This window comes from Pseudomonas laurylsulfatiphila (assembly GCF_002934665.1).
Taxonomy (GTDB): domain Bacteria; phylum Pseudomonadota; class Gammaproteobacteria; order Pseudomonadales; family Pseudomonadaceae; genus Aquipseudomonas; species Aquipseudomonas laurylsulfatiphila.
Genome location: NZ_NIRS01000002.1, coordinates 959,051 through 976,646 on the forward strand (window position 1 = coordinate 959,051; position 17,596 = coordinate 976,646).

At 62.5% G+C, this 17,596-nt stretch carries 19 protein-coding genes; all 19 read right to left on the bottom strand.

Going from position 1 to position 17,596, the window contains the following annotated elements; translation table 11 throughout:
* Positions 1–92: 92 nt before the first annotated feature.
* Positions 93–416 (bottom strand): DUF6124 family protein, encoded by a 324-nt coding sequence (locus CD175_RS10170; RefSeq protein ID WP_104448783.1) that lies wholly within the window; start codon positions 414–416, stop codon positions 93–95.
* 1,577 nt (positions 417–1,993) lie between these two features.
* Complete coding sequence (locus CD175_RS10180) at positions 1,994–2,845, bottom strand: CsgG/HfaB family protein (protein WP_104448784.1); 852 nt, start codon at positions 2,843–2,845, stop codon at positions 1,994–1,996.
* 31 nt (positions 2,846–2,876) lie between these two features.
* Positions 2,877–3,317, bottom strand: a complete 441-nt coding sequence (locus CD175_RS10185; protein ID WP_104448785.1) for a curli assembly protein CsgF — start codon at positions 3,315–3,317, stop codon at positions 2,877–2,879.
* Entirely contained in the window at positions 3,314–3,703 is a 390-nt protein-coding gene (gene csgE / locus CD175_RS10190; RefSeq protein ID WP_104448786.1) for a curli production assembly/transport protein CsgE, read from the bottom strand. The genes CD175_RS10185 and csgE overlap by 4 nt, the downstream gene beginning before the upstream one ends.
* Complete coding sequence (locus CD175_RS10195; RefSeq protein WP_104448787.1) at positions 3,700–4,239, bottom strand: type II secretion system protein; 540 nt, start codon at positions 4,237–4,239, stop codon at positions 3,700–3,702. Before CD175_RS10195 ends, csgE begins: the two co-directional genes overlap by 4 nt.
* On the bottom strand, positions 4,214–4,588 hold the full coding sequence (locus CD175_RS10200; protein WP_007977246.1) for a type II secretion system protein: 375 nt from the start codon (positions 4,586–4,588) through the stop codon (positions 4,214–4,216). The genes CD175_RS10195 and CD175_RS10200 overlap by 26 nt, the downstream gene beginning before the upstream one ends.
* 4 nt (positions 4,589–4,592) lie before the next feature.
* Positions 4,593–5,066 (bottom strand): type II secretion system protein, encoded by a 474-nt coding sequence (locus CD175_RS10205; protein WP_104448788.1) that lies wholly within the window; start codon positions 5,064–5,066, stop codon positions 4,593–4,595.
* 2 nt (positions 5,067–5,068) lie between these two features.
* Positions 5,069–6,895, bottom strand: a complete 1,827-nt coding sequence (locus CD175_RS10210; protein ID WP_104448789.1) for a secretin GspD/PilQ domain-containing protein — start codon at positions 6,893–6,895, stop codon at positions 5,069–5,071.
* Positions 6,892–7,410 (bottom strand): hypothetical protein, encoded by a 519-nt coding sequence (locus tag CD175_RS10215; RefSeq protein WP_104448790.1) that lies wholly within the window; start codon positions 7,408–7,410, stop codon positions 6,892–6,894. The genes CD175_RS10210 and CD175_RS10215 overlap by 4 nt, the downstream gene beginning before the upstream one ends.
* Positions 7,410–7,958: a type IV pilus inner membrane component PilO gene (locus CD175_RS10220; RefSeq protein WP_104448791.1), complete on the bottom strand. Its 549-nt coding sequence runs from the start codon at positions 7,956–7,958 to the stop codon at positions 7,410–7,412. The genes CD175_RS10215 and CD175_RS10220 overlap by 1 nt, the downstream gene beginning before the upstream one ends.
* A complete protein-coding gene (locus CD175_RS10225) occupies positions 7,945–8,490 on the bottom strand; it encodes a PilN domain-containing protein (RefSeq protein WP_007977236.1) in 546 nt (181 codons plus the stop codon). Before CD175_RS10225 ends, CD175_RS10220 begins: the two co-directional genes overlap by 14 nt.
* Before the next feature lies 1 nt (position 8,491).
* Positions 8,492–9,295 carry a hypothetical protein gene (locus CD175_RS10230; RefSeq protein WP_104448792.1) on the bottom strand — a complete coding sequence of 268 codons (804 nt, stop codon included), beginning with the start codon at positions 9,293–9,295 and terminating at the stop codon, positions 8,492–8,494.
* Positions 9,276–10,982 (bottom strand): GspE/PulE family protein, encoded by a 1,707-nt coding sequence (locus tag CD175_RS10235; protein WP_104448793.1) that lies wholly within the window; start codon positions 10,980–10,982, stop codon positions 9,276–9,278. The genes CD175_RS10230 and CD175_RS10235 overlap by 20 nt, the downstream gene beginning before the upstream one ends.
* 84 nt (positions 10,983–11,066) lie before the next feature.
* Positions 11,067–11,600, bottom strand: coding sequence for a response regulator (locus CD175_RS10240; RefSeq protein WP_104448794.1), 534 nt, complete (start codon positions 11,598–11,600; stop codon positions 11,067–11,069).
* Positions 11,601–11,822: 222 nt separating this feature from the next.
* Positions 11,823–12,776 (bottom strand): peptidylprolyl isomerase, encoded by a 954-nt coding sequence (locus CD175_RS10245; RefSeq protein WP_104448795.1) that lies wholly within the window; start codon positions 12,774–12,776, stop codon positions 11,823–11,825.
* A gap of 13 nt (positions 12,777–12,789) precedes the next feature.
* Positions 12,790–14,340, bottom strand: a complete 1,551-nt coding sequence (locus CD175_RS10250; RefSeq protein ID WP_104448857.1) for a cytochrome c/ABC transporter substrate-binding protein — start codon at positions 14,338–14,340, stop codon at positions 12,790–12,792.
* 8 nt (positions 14,341–14,348) lie between these two features.
* The gene (locus CD175_RS10255; protein ID WP_104448796.1) at positions 14,349–14,972 is read right to left on the bottom strand and encodes an SCO family protein; all 624 of its coding nucleotides are present in this window, start codon (positions 14,970–14,972) and stop codon (positions 14,349–14,351) included.
* Complete coding sequence (locus CD175_RS10260; RefSeq protein ID WP_104448797.1) at positions 14,969–15,625, bottom strand: SCO family protein; 657 nt, start codon at positions 15,623–15,625, stop codon at positions 14,969–14,971. The genes CD175_RS10255 and CD175_RS10260 overlap by 4 nt, the downstream gene beginning before the upstream one ends.
* A 12-nt stretch (positions 15,626–15,637) precedes the next feature.
* A complete protein-coding gene (locus CD175_RS10265; protein WP_104448798.1) occupies positions 15,638–17,590 on the bottom strand; it encodes a YncE family protein in 1,953 nt (650 codons plus the stop codon).
* Between the last annotated feature and the right edge of the window lie 6 nt (positions 17,591–17,596).

Genomic DNA, 17,596 nt, shown 5'->3' on the forward strand with positions numbered 1-17,596 from the left:
GTCGCGAAGCGACCCTAAAACCAGCAGACACTATTTTACGACTGCTGCGCAGCCGAGCGGGAGCAAGCTCCCTCGCCACAATGGTTCTGTGTTTAGTCCAATGGGGCGACGTTATCCAGTGCGCGGTTGACCGCCAGGTCCGCCAGCATGATCACCTGCTGGATCCCCAGCAACATGCTGCGTTGCGGGCCATCCAGGAATGTTGCGAAATCACTGGCCATGACGCTCGCCGACGCCAGCGATTCACAGGCATGGGCCAACAGGCTTTCGGTGTCGATGTTCGGCGCGATGGTGAACATCGTGCTGGGGTTGTGGGGGGCGTTGTTTTTGAGGATGGCGGGTTTTAGGTGGAGGCCGGATGCACGGTGAATAGTGTCGGATTCTGATACGGGGGGATTGGGTGTGGGTTTGACCATGACGAAGCTCCTTGATTGATGGAGCCGCCACAATTCGCTGCGAAGTGAAGAAGGTGGCGGCCATACGCAGGTTCGCAGACCGGGAATCAAGGAACCCGGCAGACCCGAAAGTCTCCCGCGCACAGCCGCCATAACGCAAAACAGTGGGCGAACAAAAGCGCCAACTATATGGAAACGGTGGCGCTGAGCGCCTTGATTAACCCGGGCTGCGAAACCCGGTCGCTGAATTTGCAGCGACCCGACAACGATAGAGTCAGGGTCCAAGGCCCACAAGCCGGCGGATTCTGGCGTAGTTGTAGGCAACGACGCAAGGCGGTGTAGCCTCACTCCTGGTCCTACAGCCTTCTCTGACATCCACAATTTCTGGCCATTTTGCTGGTGTGAGGCAGAGGATTTTCGTTGGCTGTAAGGCCGTCTTCGCGAGCAGGCTCGCTCCCACAGATGCCGAGTACAGCCCCAAGAAATTGGTCGGCTGTCTGGCCGCCTTCGCGAGCAGGCTCGCTCCCACAGGTGCCGAGTACAGCCCCAAGAAATTGGTGGGCTGTCAGGTCGCCTTCGCTGGCAAGCCAGCTCCTACAGGGATTGGGTATACCTGTGCGAAATTGGTTGTCTGGTAGGCCGCCTTCGCGAGCAGGCTCGCTCCCACAGATGCCGAGTACAGCCCCAAGAAATTGGTCGGCTGTCAGGTCGCCATCGCTGGCAAGCCAGCTCCTACAGGGATTGGGTATACCTGTGCGAAATGGTTGTCTGGTAGGCCGTCTTCGCGGGCAAGCCCGCTCCCCCAGGTGCCGAGTATAGCCCCAAGAAATTGGTCGGCTGTCTGGCCGCCTTCGCGAGCAGGCTCGCTCCCACAGGTGCCGAGTATAGCCCCAAGAAATTGGTCGGCTGTCTGGCCGCCTTCGCGAGCAGGCTCGCTCCCACAGATGCCGAGTACAGCTCCAAGAAATTGGTCGGCTGTCAGGCCGCCTTCGCGGGCAAGCCCGCTCCCACAGGGATTGGGGACATCTGCAAAAATCAGGTCGGCTGGCAGACCGCCTTCGCGAGCAGGCTCGCTCCCACAGTTGGGCTGGGTACATTCGAAAGAAATTGGTCGGCTGGCAGGCCGCCATCGCGAGCAAGCTCGCTCCCACAGAAGAGCAAAGGCAGAGCAGTCCACACCGCGCCGCTTCTCACCACTCATCAGGCCGAGCGTTAGCTCGCCTGCAGCTCTTGATCTTGATCCACCCGCCCCCTCGGCAGGCTGAGTGGAGGTGTTCATCCGGGGATGGGCGCGCAGCGCCGTTCGACGCAGTCGAACTCATTGCATGTAGGTCGAAGCGAAGCCGACCGGAGGGCAATGCCCCCGGATGAATGCCGGAGCGAAGGAACCCCGAGCCTTAGCGAGGGGCCGTACGTAAGGGGCGAGACCTTTGGTTCCTTTGGGCTGGGCCGGCACTCCGGCGTTTGCCAAAGGGACTCGCCGTAAGGGCGAAACCGCCAGCCGCCGTTACCGCAGCAACGGATATGTACTCAATAACCCAAGAACCTGGTCGGCTCGAAGGCCGCCAAGGTTAAAAGATCGCAACCTTAGGCAGCTCCTAATCATCCACCTCGTTCTGCGTCAGATACCGCTCCAGCGTCTCATTCTGCACAGGCTGGGAATTGTCCCCCGCCACCTGCCACAACCGCCGCTCGATCCCCTGGGCCAGCAAATGCCCCACCGCCGACTCGATCGCCGACAACACACACAACTGCGCCGGCTCGTTGGTGGTATAGCCGACCTCGGCCTCAAGCAGTTTCTTGAACTCGATGAACTTGAACACCCCGGCACTGCGACCGACCGAATAAATGGTCTTGCTGGTCATCACGTTGGCCAGCACCTGCCCACTGCGCACGTCCACCGCCCGCAGGTTCACCGTCACCTGATCCACGCGGTACTCACGGGAAATGTCGATGCCCAGGTAGCGTGCCCCTTCCCCGCCACTGCGCACGTTGGTGTCGTAGGCGATGATCCCGCCTTCGAGCATCATGTTTGCCGCCTGCAGCGGCGGCAGCTCACCCAGGATGTTCACCGGTGTATTGGGTTTCTTTTGCGAGGCGCGAATGATCTTGCGCTCGGTCAACAGGTTTTGCAGCCCTTCACGCTCCAGTACCACGAACCAGCCACTGGCCTGCAAGGCGTCCATCAGCATGCTCGCCGCGCCCTGGGTCACGCTGGTGGAAAACGAGCTGGCCGGGGTTGGCTTGTATTGCCCGGTCTGGTCACGGAAACCGTACACCACTGCCATCAACTTGCCCTTGGGTCGTGGCATGTTCAACAAGTCGTAGTAGGTCGAGGCCCTGGGGGTCAGGGTCGGTGTTTCAGTGTCCTGTTCAGCGGACATCGGTTCACGCAGACCACAGCCGGAAAGCACCGCCAACAGCATCCCTAGCACCATTATTCTTTTCATATCCGTAACTCCCCATCGGCCCATATCCCCATCAAGGGGTGGTGGTGATGCCGTTTACCTGGATTTCCGACACTTCACCGGTTGCCCGGTCGGTCACGTTGATCGTCAATGCCCCCGAGTCGTCGATGACGTTGACGATAAAGGCGTCAGTCGACAGGCTCCCGGTGTTGCCCGTGGAGATGTTGTCCAGCAGTTGCCCCAGCAACCGTGATTGCAACTGACTGGTAAACCGTTCCAGCGCCGAAGTGCCGGCTACAGCGGTACGGTTATTCAGATCGGGATCGTCGTAGTCGTTCTGCGCCTGGGCGTTGTTGAGCAACCAGGTGCCGTTCAACGGGTTACCGCCGAACGCCGGGTTGATGGGCGTGTAGACCAGCTCTGTGGCATGGACCCAGCCAGCACTTCCCGCCCCGGCAAACCAGAGGCCGAGCAACCACAGTCCTGTACGCTTCCCGAAAGCTGTTTCCTTCATAATTCGTCCCTCTCAAGGTCGGTGGTGTCCTGCAACAAGACTTCCAGCTTGCGCCGCACGATCTCCATGCGAACCTGGTCGGCAGCCTCATAGGCCTCGTCTTTCAACTCCACTGTGTTCGGCGGCAGGAAGCGCCGATAAACCAGTCGTTGCTGAAACTCCACGGTCACCAGGCTGCCCCAGCGCGCCGAAGGTCTTTCGCGCACCACCAGGTTGAAATCCATCGGGCTGGTGGCACGCAGGCGTTCACTGAACGAGTAATAAAAGTCATGGCCGATGTGCGAAATCGTGTCGTCGATGATGAACCCCAGCATCTCGTCGTCTTGCGCCGAGGCGAAGCTCGCCACCAGCGTCAGGACCAGTGCCGCGAGCCAGTGCCGGATCAAGGCTGCAATGCCTCAGGTGCGGTGGACTGTGCTTTCGGCTGCCCGCTGGAGTCATCGAGGAAGGCTTTCTCGGCCACGAACTGCCAGTCCTTGTAGCTGGCCATGCCGTTGAAGTCCGACCACTGGCTGGGAAAGTTCACCTGCTTGAGCGGCTTCTCCGTGGAGGAGCAGTACACACCGCTGATCCGTCCATCGATACCGCGTATCAGCTCCCATTCGCCCCCCGTCATCGGCTCCGGGTACAACTTGCGGATATGGTGCCTGGCCGACGGGAAGCGCTCGTCCTGCAACAGGTCCGCGAGTTCTTTCGGGTACATGGCCACGCCGGGCGAACTGCGGTAATAGCTGCGCAGCGCCTGGGCATACTGCGTACCGACCCAGAGCAACTGGTTTTCCCGGTCCCGGCGTGAAGCGGTGGCCCACAACTCGCCGGCACTGGCCAGGCCCATGCCCATCACGACGATCAGAAACAGCACACCCAGGTAGGTGAAGCCGTCCTGGCCCGAAGGCTTACCACTCGGAGTAAAGGCTGCCATCACGTGCCCTCCCGCTGGCGCCACTCTTGATATCGGCCACCCCGCCCGCCACGCCTTCCGGTGGCGCGACCATGACCCAGGTGTCCTTGCGCTCGGCAATCGGGTCCAGCGGCTGGTTGCGCAGGTAGCGCAGTTCGACCAGTTGTTCGATGGAGTCTGGATAACGCCCGGTGTCGCCGTAGTAATGATCCAGCGCCTCGCGCATGGCCGACAGGCTCTGGCGCAGGGTGGTCTCTTTCGAGGCTTCCAGGCTGGTGAAGTAGCGTGGCATGGCGATCGTCATCAGGGTCGCGATGATTGCCATGACCACCATCAGTTCCAACAGGGTAAAACCCTTTTGCCGACGCATATGCTCACCACTCCCGATAGGCGATGCCGTTGAGACCCTTGCCCCGGGCCTTGGAGTAAACGTCGAAGACGTCCTGGCCCTCCCGCGGGTTCTCGGCCGAACTGTCATAGGCACGCAGGCCCCAGCCACCCTGATCGTCACGCTTGACGGTGGCCAGCGGGTCACGGGGGATGCGCCGCAGGAAGTAGAACTTGGCACCCTTGGCGCTGCGCACGTCACGTACACCATCGACCAGCACTTTCAGGTTCGGCGGGTAGCCGTTGCTGTCGAGCGTCTTCTCGATGTAGCCGGCGTCGAAGGCGCGTTTGTAGGCGTCGATGCCATCGCGGATCTGGTACAGCGCGTTCCGCAGTTCCTGCTCTTTGCCCCGGCGCACCACCGTCTCGGTCAGCGGTGCGGCCATGCCGGCCAACAGGCCGACCAGGGCAAGCGTCACCACGACTTCGATCAGGGTAAAACCGCGCTGCGAGGCGTTCATGATCATGGCTTCCCGACGGTAACGGTGGTGGCGATCGGTGCGTTCATGGGGCCGGTCTGAACCGTCGTGTTCATCGAACGGTCGGGGGCCTGGATGTGCATGCTGGTTTCTGTGCCGGTCGGGAATTCCATGTCCGACGGGCTCTGGTACGGCAGGTTGCGCACTATCCGCGGGGTGATCGACAGCACCAGTTCGGACTTGCTGACATCGTCCTTGTTACTGCCGAACAGGCGGCCGAGGCCAGGAATGTCGCCAAGGCCAGGAATCTTGTTACCGCTGCTGCCATGGTCGTTGCGCACCAGACCGGCGAGGATCTGGGTTTCGCCATCATGCAGACGCAAGGTGGTCTGGGCGTTGCGGGTATCGACCTGGACTGGAATGGTGCCCTGAGCGGTGGGCGTCAGCGGCGTGGCGTTACTGACTTCCAGCGCGATCTTGATCGCCACTTCGTTGTTCAGGTGCACGATGGGCTGCACTTCAAGCTTCAGACCGACGTCGAGGTAGGTCACGCTTTCGGTGATCACCGGGCCCTGGGTCGAAGGCACCGAGGTGGCGCTGATGATCGGCACGCGCTGACCAATGTGGATGCGCGCCTGTTCACGGTTGCTCACCCGGATCACCGGGCTGGCCAGGGTGTTGATGTCCTTGTCCTGGGCGTTGATCTTGGCCTGGGGCGCCGGGCTGATGGAGATGCGGCTGGAATCGATGCCTTTGAGCTGGTCAAGGATGGACACTGGCGAGCCGTCGCTGTTGATCACACCGAAGGTGTTGGGCCATTGCAAGCCGAGGTCGAGAATGCGTTGGCGGGCGACTTCCATCACTTCCACTTCCAGCACCACTTCGGGGTTGGACTGGTCCTGCGATTGCAGGAGTTTTTCCGCCATGCGCACGGCGTCGCCGGTGTCGCGCATGGTCAGGGTATTGAGGCGTTCATCGACGAACACGTCGCGGGTCTTGAGCATGGTCTTGATCATGTTCAACGCGGTGTTGGCATCGATGCTGGTCAGGTAGAAGGTGCGCATCACCAGCTCCTGGTAATCCTTGAGCTTCTGCGGCGAGTCCGGGTAAATCAGCAAGGTGTTTTCATTCACCACTTTCTGATGCAACTGGTTCTGTTGCAGCAGCAATTCCACGGCGTCTTCGATGCGCACATCACGTACGAAGATCGTGGCTTTCATGTCCGGGCGCAGGTCCTTGTCGAAGATGAAGTTCAGGCCGGCGACCTGGGACAGCACTTCGAAAATGGTCTTCAGGTTGGCGTCGCGAAATTCCAGGGTCACTGGCCGGTCCAGGCGTGTGCGCAATTGCGGGTACTGCACCACGTTGCGGCTCTGCACCAGGCGGATGTTGTCTTGCAGTTCCCGGGCACCCTCGTTGTTCGGGTCCAGTTCGAGAATCTGTTTGACCTGGCGATCGGCACCGTAGATGTCACCGCGACGCAGGTCGCCACGAGCCAGTTCGAGTTTCTCGTCCATGCTGCGCAGGTAGTCGAGCTGGCGCAGGGAGTCCTGGGCACGACGGTTGTTCGGCTCGATGCCCAGGACCCGGCTGTAGCCCATGCGGGCCCCGGCGAAATTACGCTGGGCGCGGTCCATGTCGGCCTGAGTCAGCAGTGCCGTCACGGCGCGGGCCCGACCGCTATTGAGCGCGATGTGCAGATCGGTATCGCGAGGGTTCTCGCGCAACCCCTGTTCGATGCGAGCCAGGCCGGCTTCGTACTGGCCAGATTCCATCAGGGCGGAAGCTTCTTCCTTGGCGACCTGCGCCGAACTGCATGCAGCCAGCCCTGCGCAGAGACAAAGGCTCATCAGCAAACGGGATTTGTTCATTCCGTACTCCCCACAGACAGAGTCTGAGCTAAATGCAGAGGCAGGTAGACCAGGCTCAGCTCCTCTTTGGAAATGCGCTCGATCCGCCAGGTTTCGTCGATGACATCCCCTTTGCGCACGACGTATATTTTTTCGCCGCTCTGCAAGAACACCTGCAGATCGGAACGGTCATCCAGCCTGCCGACAAACTGGAAGGGCATCGGCGGTGCAGTGAGGACCTGCACCTCTGGCGTCACGACCACCGGTTGTTCAATGACGGTGCCGAGGACCGGCTCCGCTTTCCAGCTGCGGGCGGCGAACAGGTCGCCTGCCGGACTCAGGTCCTTGATCGGCACTACCGCCGCGGCGCTCGATGCAGCTGCCGCTGCGCCCGGGGCCTTGCCTTTGGCTGGCATGGTCACGGCGGCCACCGCAGGGTCGCTGTCGTCAGCCTGCTTGAAGTATTCGGGGAACCAGGCGAGCGCTGCCGCTACACCGAAGAACGCCACCCAACCCACCACTCGCTTGGTATTCATCATGACCTCGACAGGTAAAGGGTCATGCGGATCCGCCCGGTCAGGTCGGTATCGGCGATTTTCTTGCGTTGAAACTCCACATCCTCCAGCACCACCGCCGGCAACTGGCCGAGCAAGGCGTGCAGGAAACGCCGCAGTTGCGGATAGCTGCCGCGTACCGGCAGCAGAATCTGATAACGGGCCAGGTGCGTCTTGGGGTCCACGCCCAGGGAGTATTCACCCCGGGACAAGGTGATGCGCTCCTGGGCAGCCAGGGCGTAGATCTTGTCGATGGCCACGGTGGCCTGGGGCTGGGACGGCAACTTGCTGCGGAAGTCGTCGAGCTGGCGCTGCGGCACCACGGGTGCAGCCACGGTGCCGTCTTCGACCCGGGCCAGGTATTCGGTGGCTTCGCGGGTCTGCTGGTTGAGGCTTTGCAGCGACTGCCAGTCCGGCAGCAATCCGGCCAGGCCATAGCTCAGCGCCAGCACCAGCATGGCCAACCCGGCCAGCCCCGGAACCCCCAGGCCTTGCAGGTATTCGTGGACGATCAATTTATGGATTTGCATCGCCGATCTCCCAGGTAGCCGACAGGTTGAACTGCACCGGGTGCTCCGGCACGTTGGCGACAATTTCGTGGCTCAGCAGCGACACGTCGGACAGCTCGTCGCTGGCTTCGAGGCGGCGGTGGAAATCGAGCATGGCGTCCAGGTCCATCGCCTCGGCACTGATCCGGACCTGGCCTTTGCGGGCGTCCGGGGTCAGGGTCAGCAGGGCAATGTTGTCCCGCGGCATGGCTTCCAGCGTGGCGAACAGACGCTCCCAGGGGCGGCGCAACTGCTGGGAGACCTTGCGCATTTCGGCCAGGTTCTGCGCCTGCTCGCGAGTTTCCGCCGGGGTCAGGCCGGGCTTGCTGCCGTTGTCGCCGGTGAGCACCCGCTGGGTGGTTTGCAGGTGGCCTTGCTGTTGTTCGGCCTCGTTGCTCAGGTGCTGCTGCACCAGGGCGCAAGTCAGTGTCAGCACCACGCCACCGGCCAGCAGGCTCCAGCCCAGGGGACCTGCGCGGCGGCGCGGCTGAAAGTCGAGCATCAGGGGGCGCATGTCAGGCCACCGCCCGAGACATGACGTACAGGCAATCGCGTACGGCTGTCCGGTCTTCTTCGAGGGTGCGCAGATGCACACCGGGCACTTCAGGGTGCGAGTCGATGCGCGCCGGCGCATGCAGGTAGACCGTCAACGGCCGTTCGCTGGTGGATGCCTGCAACTGGTTCTCACGGCCGATCAGCGCCGTCAGGGCCGCATCACTGTCGCTGCTGCCCACCGAGCGCACCGACGTCCAGCGCCCGTCCCGGGCCAGCAGCAACACGCTGCGTACCGGTTCGGCGACCACGAACAGGAAGTCCCCGGCATCAAGGCTTTTATCGAAATGGTTGAACGCCGCCATCAGGTACGGTTGCACCGAACGCAGGCGCAAGCCACGCGCGCTGACCAGGGCGCGCAGGCGGTCGAGCAAGTCCTGGGGCAGCGCGGTAGCGATGCGGTCATAACCGGCAGGTTCAGCCGACAGCACCAGGCTCCAGGGTTGCGTCGGTGCACCGTAGAGGTCTTCGAAACACAGTTGGGCGAAGCCGAGCAATTCGGCCGGGCTGCTGATCTGATCGCTCCAGGGCACCAGGCAATAGCGGCTGAAGTGTCCGGAGATCACCACCGTCAGTTCCGCCCTGGCAACGGCGTGCTCGGCCAGCAAACGGTCGAGGGTGTCGAGGGCCACCGCCCAGGCGTGGAAACCTTCGTCGATGTAGCCGACGCTGCCCAGCCAGTGGGTTGCACTGCCTTGCCGATGCCCCAGGCCTACACCGCTGGCGCCGAGCACGGCGACAAATTGCTCACGAGATAAAAGTGACACGATTGATCTCCTCGAGAGTGGTCCGGCCTTGTTCCACCAGCTCCAGCGCCGACTCGCGCAACAGGCGCAAGCCACGTTTGCAGGCATGGGCCTTGATTTTCGAGATGGGTTGGCGCTCGACGATCATTTGCCGCAGTTCGTCATCCAGGTGCAGCAGCTCGGCAATCGCACTGCGCCCGCGATACCCGGTGCCCCGGCAATGCCCGCAACCCTTGCCGTGGACGAACCGGTAGTGAGCGACCTTTTGCGGATCGAGCCCCGAGACTTCCAGCTCTTCTTCTGTCGGGCTGTAAGGGGCGCTGCAACTGGTGCAGACCAGACGAATCAAACGCTGGGCCAGGACGGCATTGAGTGCCGAGACCAGGCTGTAGGGATCGATTTCCATCTGGGTGAAGCGGCCGATCACGTCGAACACGTTGTTGGCGTGGATGGTGGTGAACACCAGGTGACCGGTGAGCGCCGATTGCACGGCGATCTGTGCGGTGTCCGGGTCGCGGATTTCACCGACCATGATCTTGTCCGGGTCATGACGCAGGATCGAGCGCAGGCCCCGGGCGAAGGTCAGGCCTTTTTTCTCGTTGACAGGGATTTGCAGCACGCCCGGCAGTTGATATTCCACCGGGTCTTCAATGGTGATGATCTTGTCCACGCCGTGGTTGATCTCGGTGATCATCGCGTACAGGGTGGTGGTCTTGCCGCTACCGGTAGGTCCGGTCACCAGCACCATGCCGTAGGGTTCGGCGGCCAGCCGGCGCAACTGGCGCAGGGTATCTTCTTCAAAGCCCAGGGCTTGCAGTTGCACGCCACAGACTTTGTCGGCGAGGTCCTGTTTGTCGAGCACCCGCAGCACCGCGTCTTCGCCGAAGATGCTCGGCATGATCGACACCCGGAAGTCGATCTGCCGGCCGCTGATGCCGATCTTGAAACGACCGTCCTGGGGCACGCGCTTTTCGCCGATGTCCAGTTCAGCCATGACCTTGACCCGGGAAATCACTTGCTCGGCGAACTCGCTGCCCTGGATCTTGCTGATGTTGTTGAGCACACCGTCGATCCGGTACTTGATCACCAGGCCGCTGCCGGTGGTGCCGAGGTGGATGTCGCTGGCGTGCATTTTCAGCGCGTCGTACAGCGTCGAGTTGACCAGCTTGACCACCACGCTGGCGTCTTCGCTGATGCTGGTCAGGGACAGGCTTTGCAGGGTATCGATCTCGGCTCCGCCCTCGGCCTGGGCGTTGAGCGACTCCACCGCGTGGAAACTTTCTTCGTGACGCGCCAGGTAGGCCTTCAGGTCGTCGGCATGCACCAGGTACAGCGGCGCGCCGTGCAGGCATTCATCGATCCAGGCCAGGCGTGCGCTGTCGAAGGGGTCGGCGAACACGCCGATGACCGCCTCGTCGTGACGCAGCAGGATGAATTCACGCTTGAGGCATTGCGCCAGGGTCACCCGGTCGAACACCGGGGTGGCACTGAACAGGCTGTCGGTGTCGAGCACCGGGTAGTGCAGGGTTACACCCAGACACTGGATGAAAGGCATGGGAGCCAGTTCACTCAACTCCCCGAGGGTGTCCAGCATCCGCTCGCCGGAACTGGTGGCCAGGGCGCGCGCCTGGGCCAGTTGTTCACTGGTAAAACGAGTCGGTACACATTCCACTTGCGCCGGTTCTACGGCAAGGGATAGACGGTCCATGGCTTGCTCTCCAACGCCCGGGGCTTTGAGCCCTGTCGGCGCGGCGAGCCATTTCGGCACAGGCCGGAACGTCTTGTCGCGCCACTACTCCCCGGTGAGCAATTGTTCGTCGTCTGGCGCCATGGAAGCCGATGTATTTTTTCGGCGATCTGCAAGCACCCAACTACCGTCGTACAACTGCAGCGGGAAACTCTCGGTCCTGCTCTGGCGTCGTTCGACGAATCCTTCGGAAGTGCTCACACCCGGCCTGGGCTCGCGCCGCCTGTCCAGAAGATCATTCACTGCACGGGCCAACTCCGCCAACGGAAAGGGTTTGAACAGGATATGGCTGACTCCCAGTAGCCGGGCCCGCTCGCAAACTTCTGCGGTTGGATGCCCTGTGATCAGCACAAAATGGCACTTCCTGTTCTGGCGGACAGCATCGAGCACCTGAAAGCCTTCCATATCGGGCAAGCGGTAATCGAACACCATCACATCGGGCTCGAAAGCGCCTGCTTCGGCGATTCCATGTGCCCCGTCGTGAGCAATCCGGACTTCCAGCGCTTGCGCCTGCAGGTAACCCTGGAGGTTTTCCGCCAGCAGCTGTTCGTCATCAACAACCAGTACTTTGTTTAACAAGGTCGACTCCTTGAAACCGCAGGTCCGGGTTTTGAACCTGGCGGAGCGCGTGCCCTGAGAGGACTAACGCACACTTCATGCCAGACTGAGCGCCGGTAATTTTAGGCCTTCATGTCCTTGAATTTAAAAACAATGCCTTTTCGTACAGCAATCCCATCCCCCAAAAACGGGGAAAGCGATCGGATGGGCATTGACGTTTTTCCCCCACTGTTGGGGAACACCCTAGTCGTCATCAATCCGCTCGATCCGATTGCGCGAGCGCAATTGCGCCAATGCCTGCAAGCGCGCCTGAACCTGTTGCTGGCGGGCAAGATAAGCCCGAACCCTCTCAAGTCCTTGCTCCTCCGGGACATGGGTCGCCTCCCTGTGGTTCTCTAAATAGATCAGATGCCAGCCCACCGCCGTGCGCACGGGTTCGCTGATGGCCCCCGGTGCCAGGGCAAACGCGGCCGCCTCGAACTCCGGCAGCATCCGTCCACGGGGAAAGTAGCCCAGGTCGCCCCCTTCGCTGGCCGACGCGTCTTCGGACCCGCTACGGGCAACGCTGGCGAAATCGGCCCCGGCAACAATGGACGCCCTTATTTCAATTAAGCGTAGCCGCGCAGCCTCGACTGTGGAAGCGTCGGCACCGGGCGCTACCTTGACCAGGATATGCCGGGCCCGCACTTCTTCGGGCCGGCTCAGCTCGTCTCGGTGTTCTTCGTAGAACGCCCGGACCTGTTTTTCGTCCGGCCCGGCGGTCTGGATGAGGTCATTGAACACTTGCCGGGCCGCCAGTTCACGGCGGGTGTATTCGGTGTAACCGGCCTCATCGAAACCGGCATCCTCAAGACGCCTGGCAAACACCTCGGCTCCGCCCATGGCCTGACGGGTCTGATCGATCTGGTCCCTGACCACGGCATCACTGATCACCACGCCGCGCTTGACGGCTTCCTGCCACAGCAATTCGCGATCGATCAAGGCATCCAGTGCGGCCTTGCGCAGTTGCTTGTAGGCGGTCGGATTGCGGATGTTGCCTACCGCCCGGCCCTGATCTTCCAGGTATTCGGCGAAGTAGCGCTCCAGGCGCAGTTGGGAAATTTCCTCGCCATTGACCCGCGCCGCGGCCGGACCATTGCTGCACCACGCCACGGGTGCCCATAACGTCAGCAGGACCAGCAAGGTGTCGAGTTTCATGATCGGCCTCCGGTCATGGCGTGGCAACCACAGGTTTATAGGGGGCGACCAGATAGAATCGCTGGTCCGGCAGATCCACCGTGACGATATGGGCACCGCTCAAACCCAGGCGTCGGCCAGGACCAAAGCTCATCAGGGGCGTCAGCCCGGTATCGAAGTCATGCAGGCCTTCCAGGGCACTGACCAGCTTTTCGCGGCTGGCATCCCGCCCGGCCTGTTTCATGCCTTCGCTGAGCAGCATCATCGAACTGAACGCGCCCACTTGCAGTATCGCGTGCTGGCCACCGAGGCCCTGGTGTTCGCGCAACTGGGTCAGGGCCAGGCGCCCGGCCTGGGTCCAGTCGCTGGGCACGAACGGATAGGCCAGGAACACCCGCCGGGAAAATCCGCTGGGCACCTGCGTCAGATTGCCCGCCACCTGGTTCGAGGTGGCGAACAAGTAAGGCACCTGCCCCGCCGTTTGCAGGCGCTCGGCCAGTCGGCTGAAGCCGCTGCTGGTGCCCAGGTAAAACACCGAGCGCGACCCCAGGGGCAAATCTTCCCCGCTCGGGTCGTAGGCTTGCAGGCGCACCTTTTGCCAGGCGTGCCCCTGCAAGTACTGGCCGAGCTCCTGCGCCGCCAGCCGTTGGCCGGATTCGTCCGGATAGGCGATCAGCGTCGGCCCCTGAAGCACCCGCAGGCTGGCACCGGCGTAATCGGCCAGGGCGATCAATTGTTCGCGAAGCCCCGGCAGTGGTTCGAATATCTGCGGGCTGGCGTGGGGCGTGCCTTGCAACGACAACGGCCCGATCAGGGGAATGCCGGCCCGTTCCAGGCGCACGGCGAGGTCCATGTCCAATGCCGGCGCCAGCGGGGCGATCAGGGCGAACACCTGCTCTTCATCGATCAGCCGGTCCAGCGCCTTTTCGGCACTGGCGCGATCGGTACCGGGGTCGAGGATGGTCAGGCGCAACTGCCGGCCGTGAATGCCCCCCGCCTCGTTGATACGCGTCACGCAGCCCTTGAGCACCGCCGCCACCGTGACGCTCTCATCGCTCAATGGCCCGGTGCCCGGCAGCAATGTGCCCAGGTGCAGACTGTCGGGGGTCAGGCCCGGATCGCGGTCTTCGGCCAGGCGCTTGAGGTACGCCGTGAGGTTGCGTTGATCGTTCATCGACAACACGAACCGCGGCATCGACGGATCGAGCCGATTGTTGCCGGGGTCGCGCCCCTCCTGCACCGCCCGCGCCAGGGTGCTGTCGCTGTAGGCCGGGTAACTGCGGCCGTTGATGTGCTGCTGGCCATGGCTGCTGGCCAGCCGCGACCAACTCAGGTCCGGTGGGCGCACCCCGCCTTCCGGCCGCCCGAGGCCGTCTTCGCCATGACAGTTGGCGCACGGCAGGCTGGTGGCCGGCAGCACCATGTTCGATGCGCCGACCCGGGCCATGATCGGCTCGCCGCTGGCCGATACACCTTCGCGGTACAGGCGCTTGCCGGCACTTTCACTGAGGCTCAGCGGCAGCGCCTGGACACTGAGCGAAAGGCCGCCGAAGAGCAGCAGGCCAAGGACGAGGGCAGTATTGATGGCCATGGCTAGCGTCCGGCCACGGGCATTGCCAGCAGCTGCAGGCGCTGGGCAATGGCGGCCGCCGGGGCATCGGGACGGATTTTGCTCCAGCGCTTGTTCGCCACGTCACCGACGATCAACTGGGTGGAGTGCTGCTCGGGGGTCGGCACGATCTGACCGATGCGACCCAATACAAGGTCCATTTGCGCCTTGTCGCCGGTAAGAAAAAACCAGTGGGGCCCATCGACGCCCTGTTTCAAGGTGTAAGCCTTGAGTACCGCCGGGGTGTCCCGCAGCGGATCACTGGTAAGGGAGATAAAGGTGATGCCGTCGGCCTTGTCGCCGAGCACTTCACGCACTTCCTTGAGCTTGCGGGTAATCAGCGGGCAAGCATCGTCGCAACGGGTGAAAATCACATTGAGCAGCACCACACGGTCCTTCAATGTGTCGCTGTAGAAGCGCAGCGTGTTGCCGTTCTGATCCTGCAACGGCGTGTCGGTGAACCAGGTCTTCGCGTCGTGGGTGCCGCTGGACGGCTGCGCGGCGGCCACCGCAGGCGCGGTGGTCTGCTCATGCCCTTCGTGGGCAAACGCCACTGAACTGAAAATGCAGTAGCAGATGCCCAGGGCGAACCAGTCGATGGCTCTCATGGCTGTTGCTCCATGGCAATGGCAGTGTGCTTGGCGTGGACGTTGCGTTCACCGCTGAGTTTCTCGACGGCCCGGGCCAGTTCCATCGGGTCGGTGAAACCGTAATAGCGGGTCCAGAAGCGGTTGTTGCCGTCGCCCACCAGAATCAGCGGTGAGTGGTTCTTGAAGTCACCGCTGTAGGCGCCCAGGCCCTTGAGGGTGGCATTGACCGACTGCGGTGAACCGGTCAGCCAGCTCCAGCCCGGCCCCTGCTGGAAGGTGCGTGCGTAGTCGCTCAGGCGTTGGGGATCGTCACGCTGCGGGTCGATGCTGATCGACACCAGTTGCACCTCGGTGCCGACCCGCGCACCCAGCTGTTTCTGCACCTTGCCCATGATCGAGGACACCACCGGGCAGACCGTGGTGCAGCTGGTGTAGATGAACCCCATGACCACGATCTTGTTGCTCACCAGGTCTTTTTCCAGGCTGACGACCTTGCCGTTCTGGTCCAGCAAGGCCACGTCGGCAATCTTGATCCGGGCGGTCTCCTGGCCGGCCTTCCTGGCGGCCATGTCGTGCCCGGCGTGCTCGTCCGTCGAATGAGCGAGCGCCTGGCCGATACCGGTGACCAACAGGCAGAACGTCAGCAAGCCGCGATGTGCGAATCGGTTCATGTCAGTTTCCTCTTAGTGGGTATCGCCGGGTATGACCCGGACGCTGGCAAAGGTCTTGTCATCGAAACTCGAGCCCAGGGACGCCGCACGCACGTGCAGGTACCAGGCACCGTCCTGGTCGAGGGTCACCGGGGCCTCATACACACCATCGGCGACTTCCAGCGCGGCGACCTCCTGTGGTCGCGAGGTCGGGGCGCGGAAGTAGCGCACCTGAGCATCCTTGACCCCGCTGCGCTGCGCCTTCTGCTTGCCCTCGACGATGCGAAAGCGCACCAGGTACGGACTGCCCAGGTCAGCGGTGGACTTGTCGAGCATGAACTCCACCCTGGGCATCCCACGGTGCTGGTCGAGCCGCTTGTCCTCCTCCACCAGGGTGCTGAAGCAGTGGATGATGTTCGGCTGGTTGAGCAGGAACGCCACGTCGAAACGCCCCGCCGCCGGTAGCTTGACCCGCGAGCTGTAAAGCCCCGGCTCGATTTCCCGCAGGCTGCGGTCAATCACCAGTGCTGCACGCGCCACTTGCCCGCGATTGGGGTAGCCGGACATCGGCGCATTCATGCCTTCGGCGTAGAAGTAGGTGGTGTTGTCCACCGGGTTGACCACGAACACCGCGTTGTCGTCCCGCGATACCGCCAGGCTTGACGCCAGTGGCAGATCACCGGCCATCCGCGGTGCCTGGGGTCCGGCCTCGAACCCCTGGGTGATCGGCGTGCGGCCCTCGCCGAGGGAGGCCAGGTTGATCATCGTGACTTTTGGCGAAGCCAGGCCGCGCACGTAGGCATAGGCCTTGGTGAACACCACTTGCCAGGGCTCGGCGGAGACGTTCAGTTCATGGATCAACGCGTCGTTGGCGGTGTCGATCACCGCGGCCTGGTTTTCCAGGGTGTTGAGCACGATGCCAAAACGACCGTCGGCGCTGAAGCCCATCGGGCCCAGGCCCTGCTTGAGCCTGATCACCCGGCGCACCGACTGGCTGTTGCCATCGACGACGGTCACCGTGCCATCCTTGCCATCGGCCACATAGGCGGCGCCGGACAACGGCGAATACTTCACCGACAACGGGTGCGAACCGGTCTTGAGTTGTTTGCTGATGCTCAGGCTGGCGATGTCGACGATGCTCACCGTGCCATCGTCGCGGTTGGTGACAAAGGCAAAACGGCTGTCCTTGCTGAAAGCGATTTCGTGGTGCCCGGCCCCGGTGGCCAGGTGTTTGAGGGGTTTGAGGCTGGCGGCGTCAATCACCGTGACCCCGGATTGCCCGTCGGCCTTGGCGTTGTTGCCGACCCACAGCAGGCGTTCGTCCGGTTGCAGCGCCACGCGCACCGGATTGCTGCCGGCAACCACCGAGTCGATCAGCTTGAACTCTTGACTGTCGATCACCGCCACCTCGCCGGCGGCGGGCATCGAGACAAACACCCGTTTGTTGTCTTTGGGCGTCACCCAGTCCATCGGCGGCTGTTTCAGTTCAATGCGCGCCAGGGTGCTGGTGATGCCGCCGACAGACACCGACGGATCGATCACCGAGACGCTGGCATCACGGTTCATCACCAGCAGGAAGTAGCTGTTGAGATCGAGCAAGGGGCGCGCGCCGATGTTCGATTTGAGGAAGGTGCCGACCCGCGACTTGCAGCTCTTGTCACGGCCCTGGGCCTGGTCGGCGGCGACCGCTTGCGGGTCGAGCCAGGCGCCCGGCGCAACGCCGGACAAGGGTTGGCCCGAGGCCTTGTCCGTCACGCGAAATTGTACGTCGGCGAAGCCGCCCTCACGCAATACGCCGTCCTCGGCCAGCGGCTTCACATCAAGGACCACCGAGATCCCGTCACGCTCCAGCGTCCGGTCGCTCCAGGTGTTGGGCAAGGCGACCTCGCTGAGCATGTTCGCAGGCGCAGTTCGCCACACACCGATCCCGATCAGCGCCATGCCGACGATCAGCGCGCTGCCAACGAATTTGATGGTCCTGTCCATAGCACT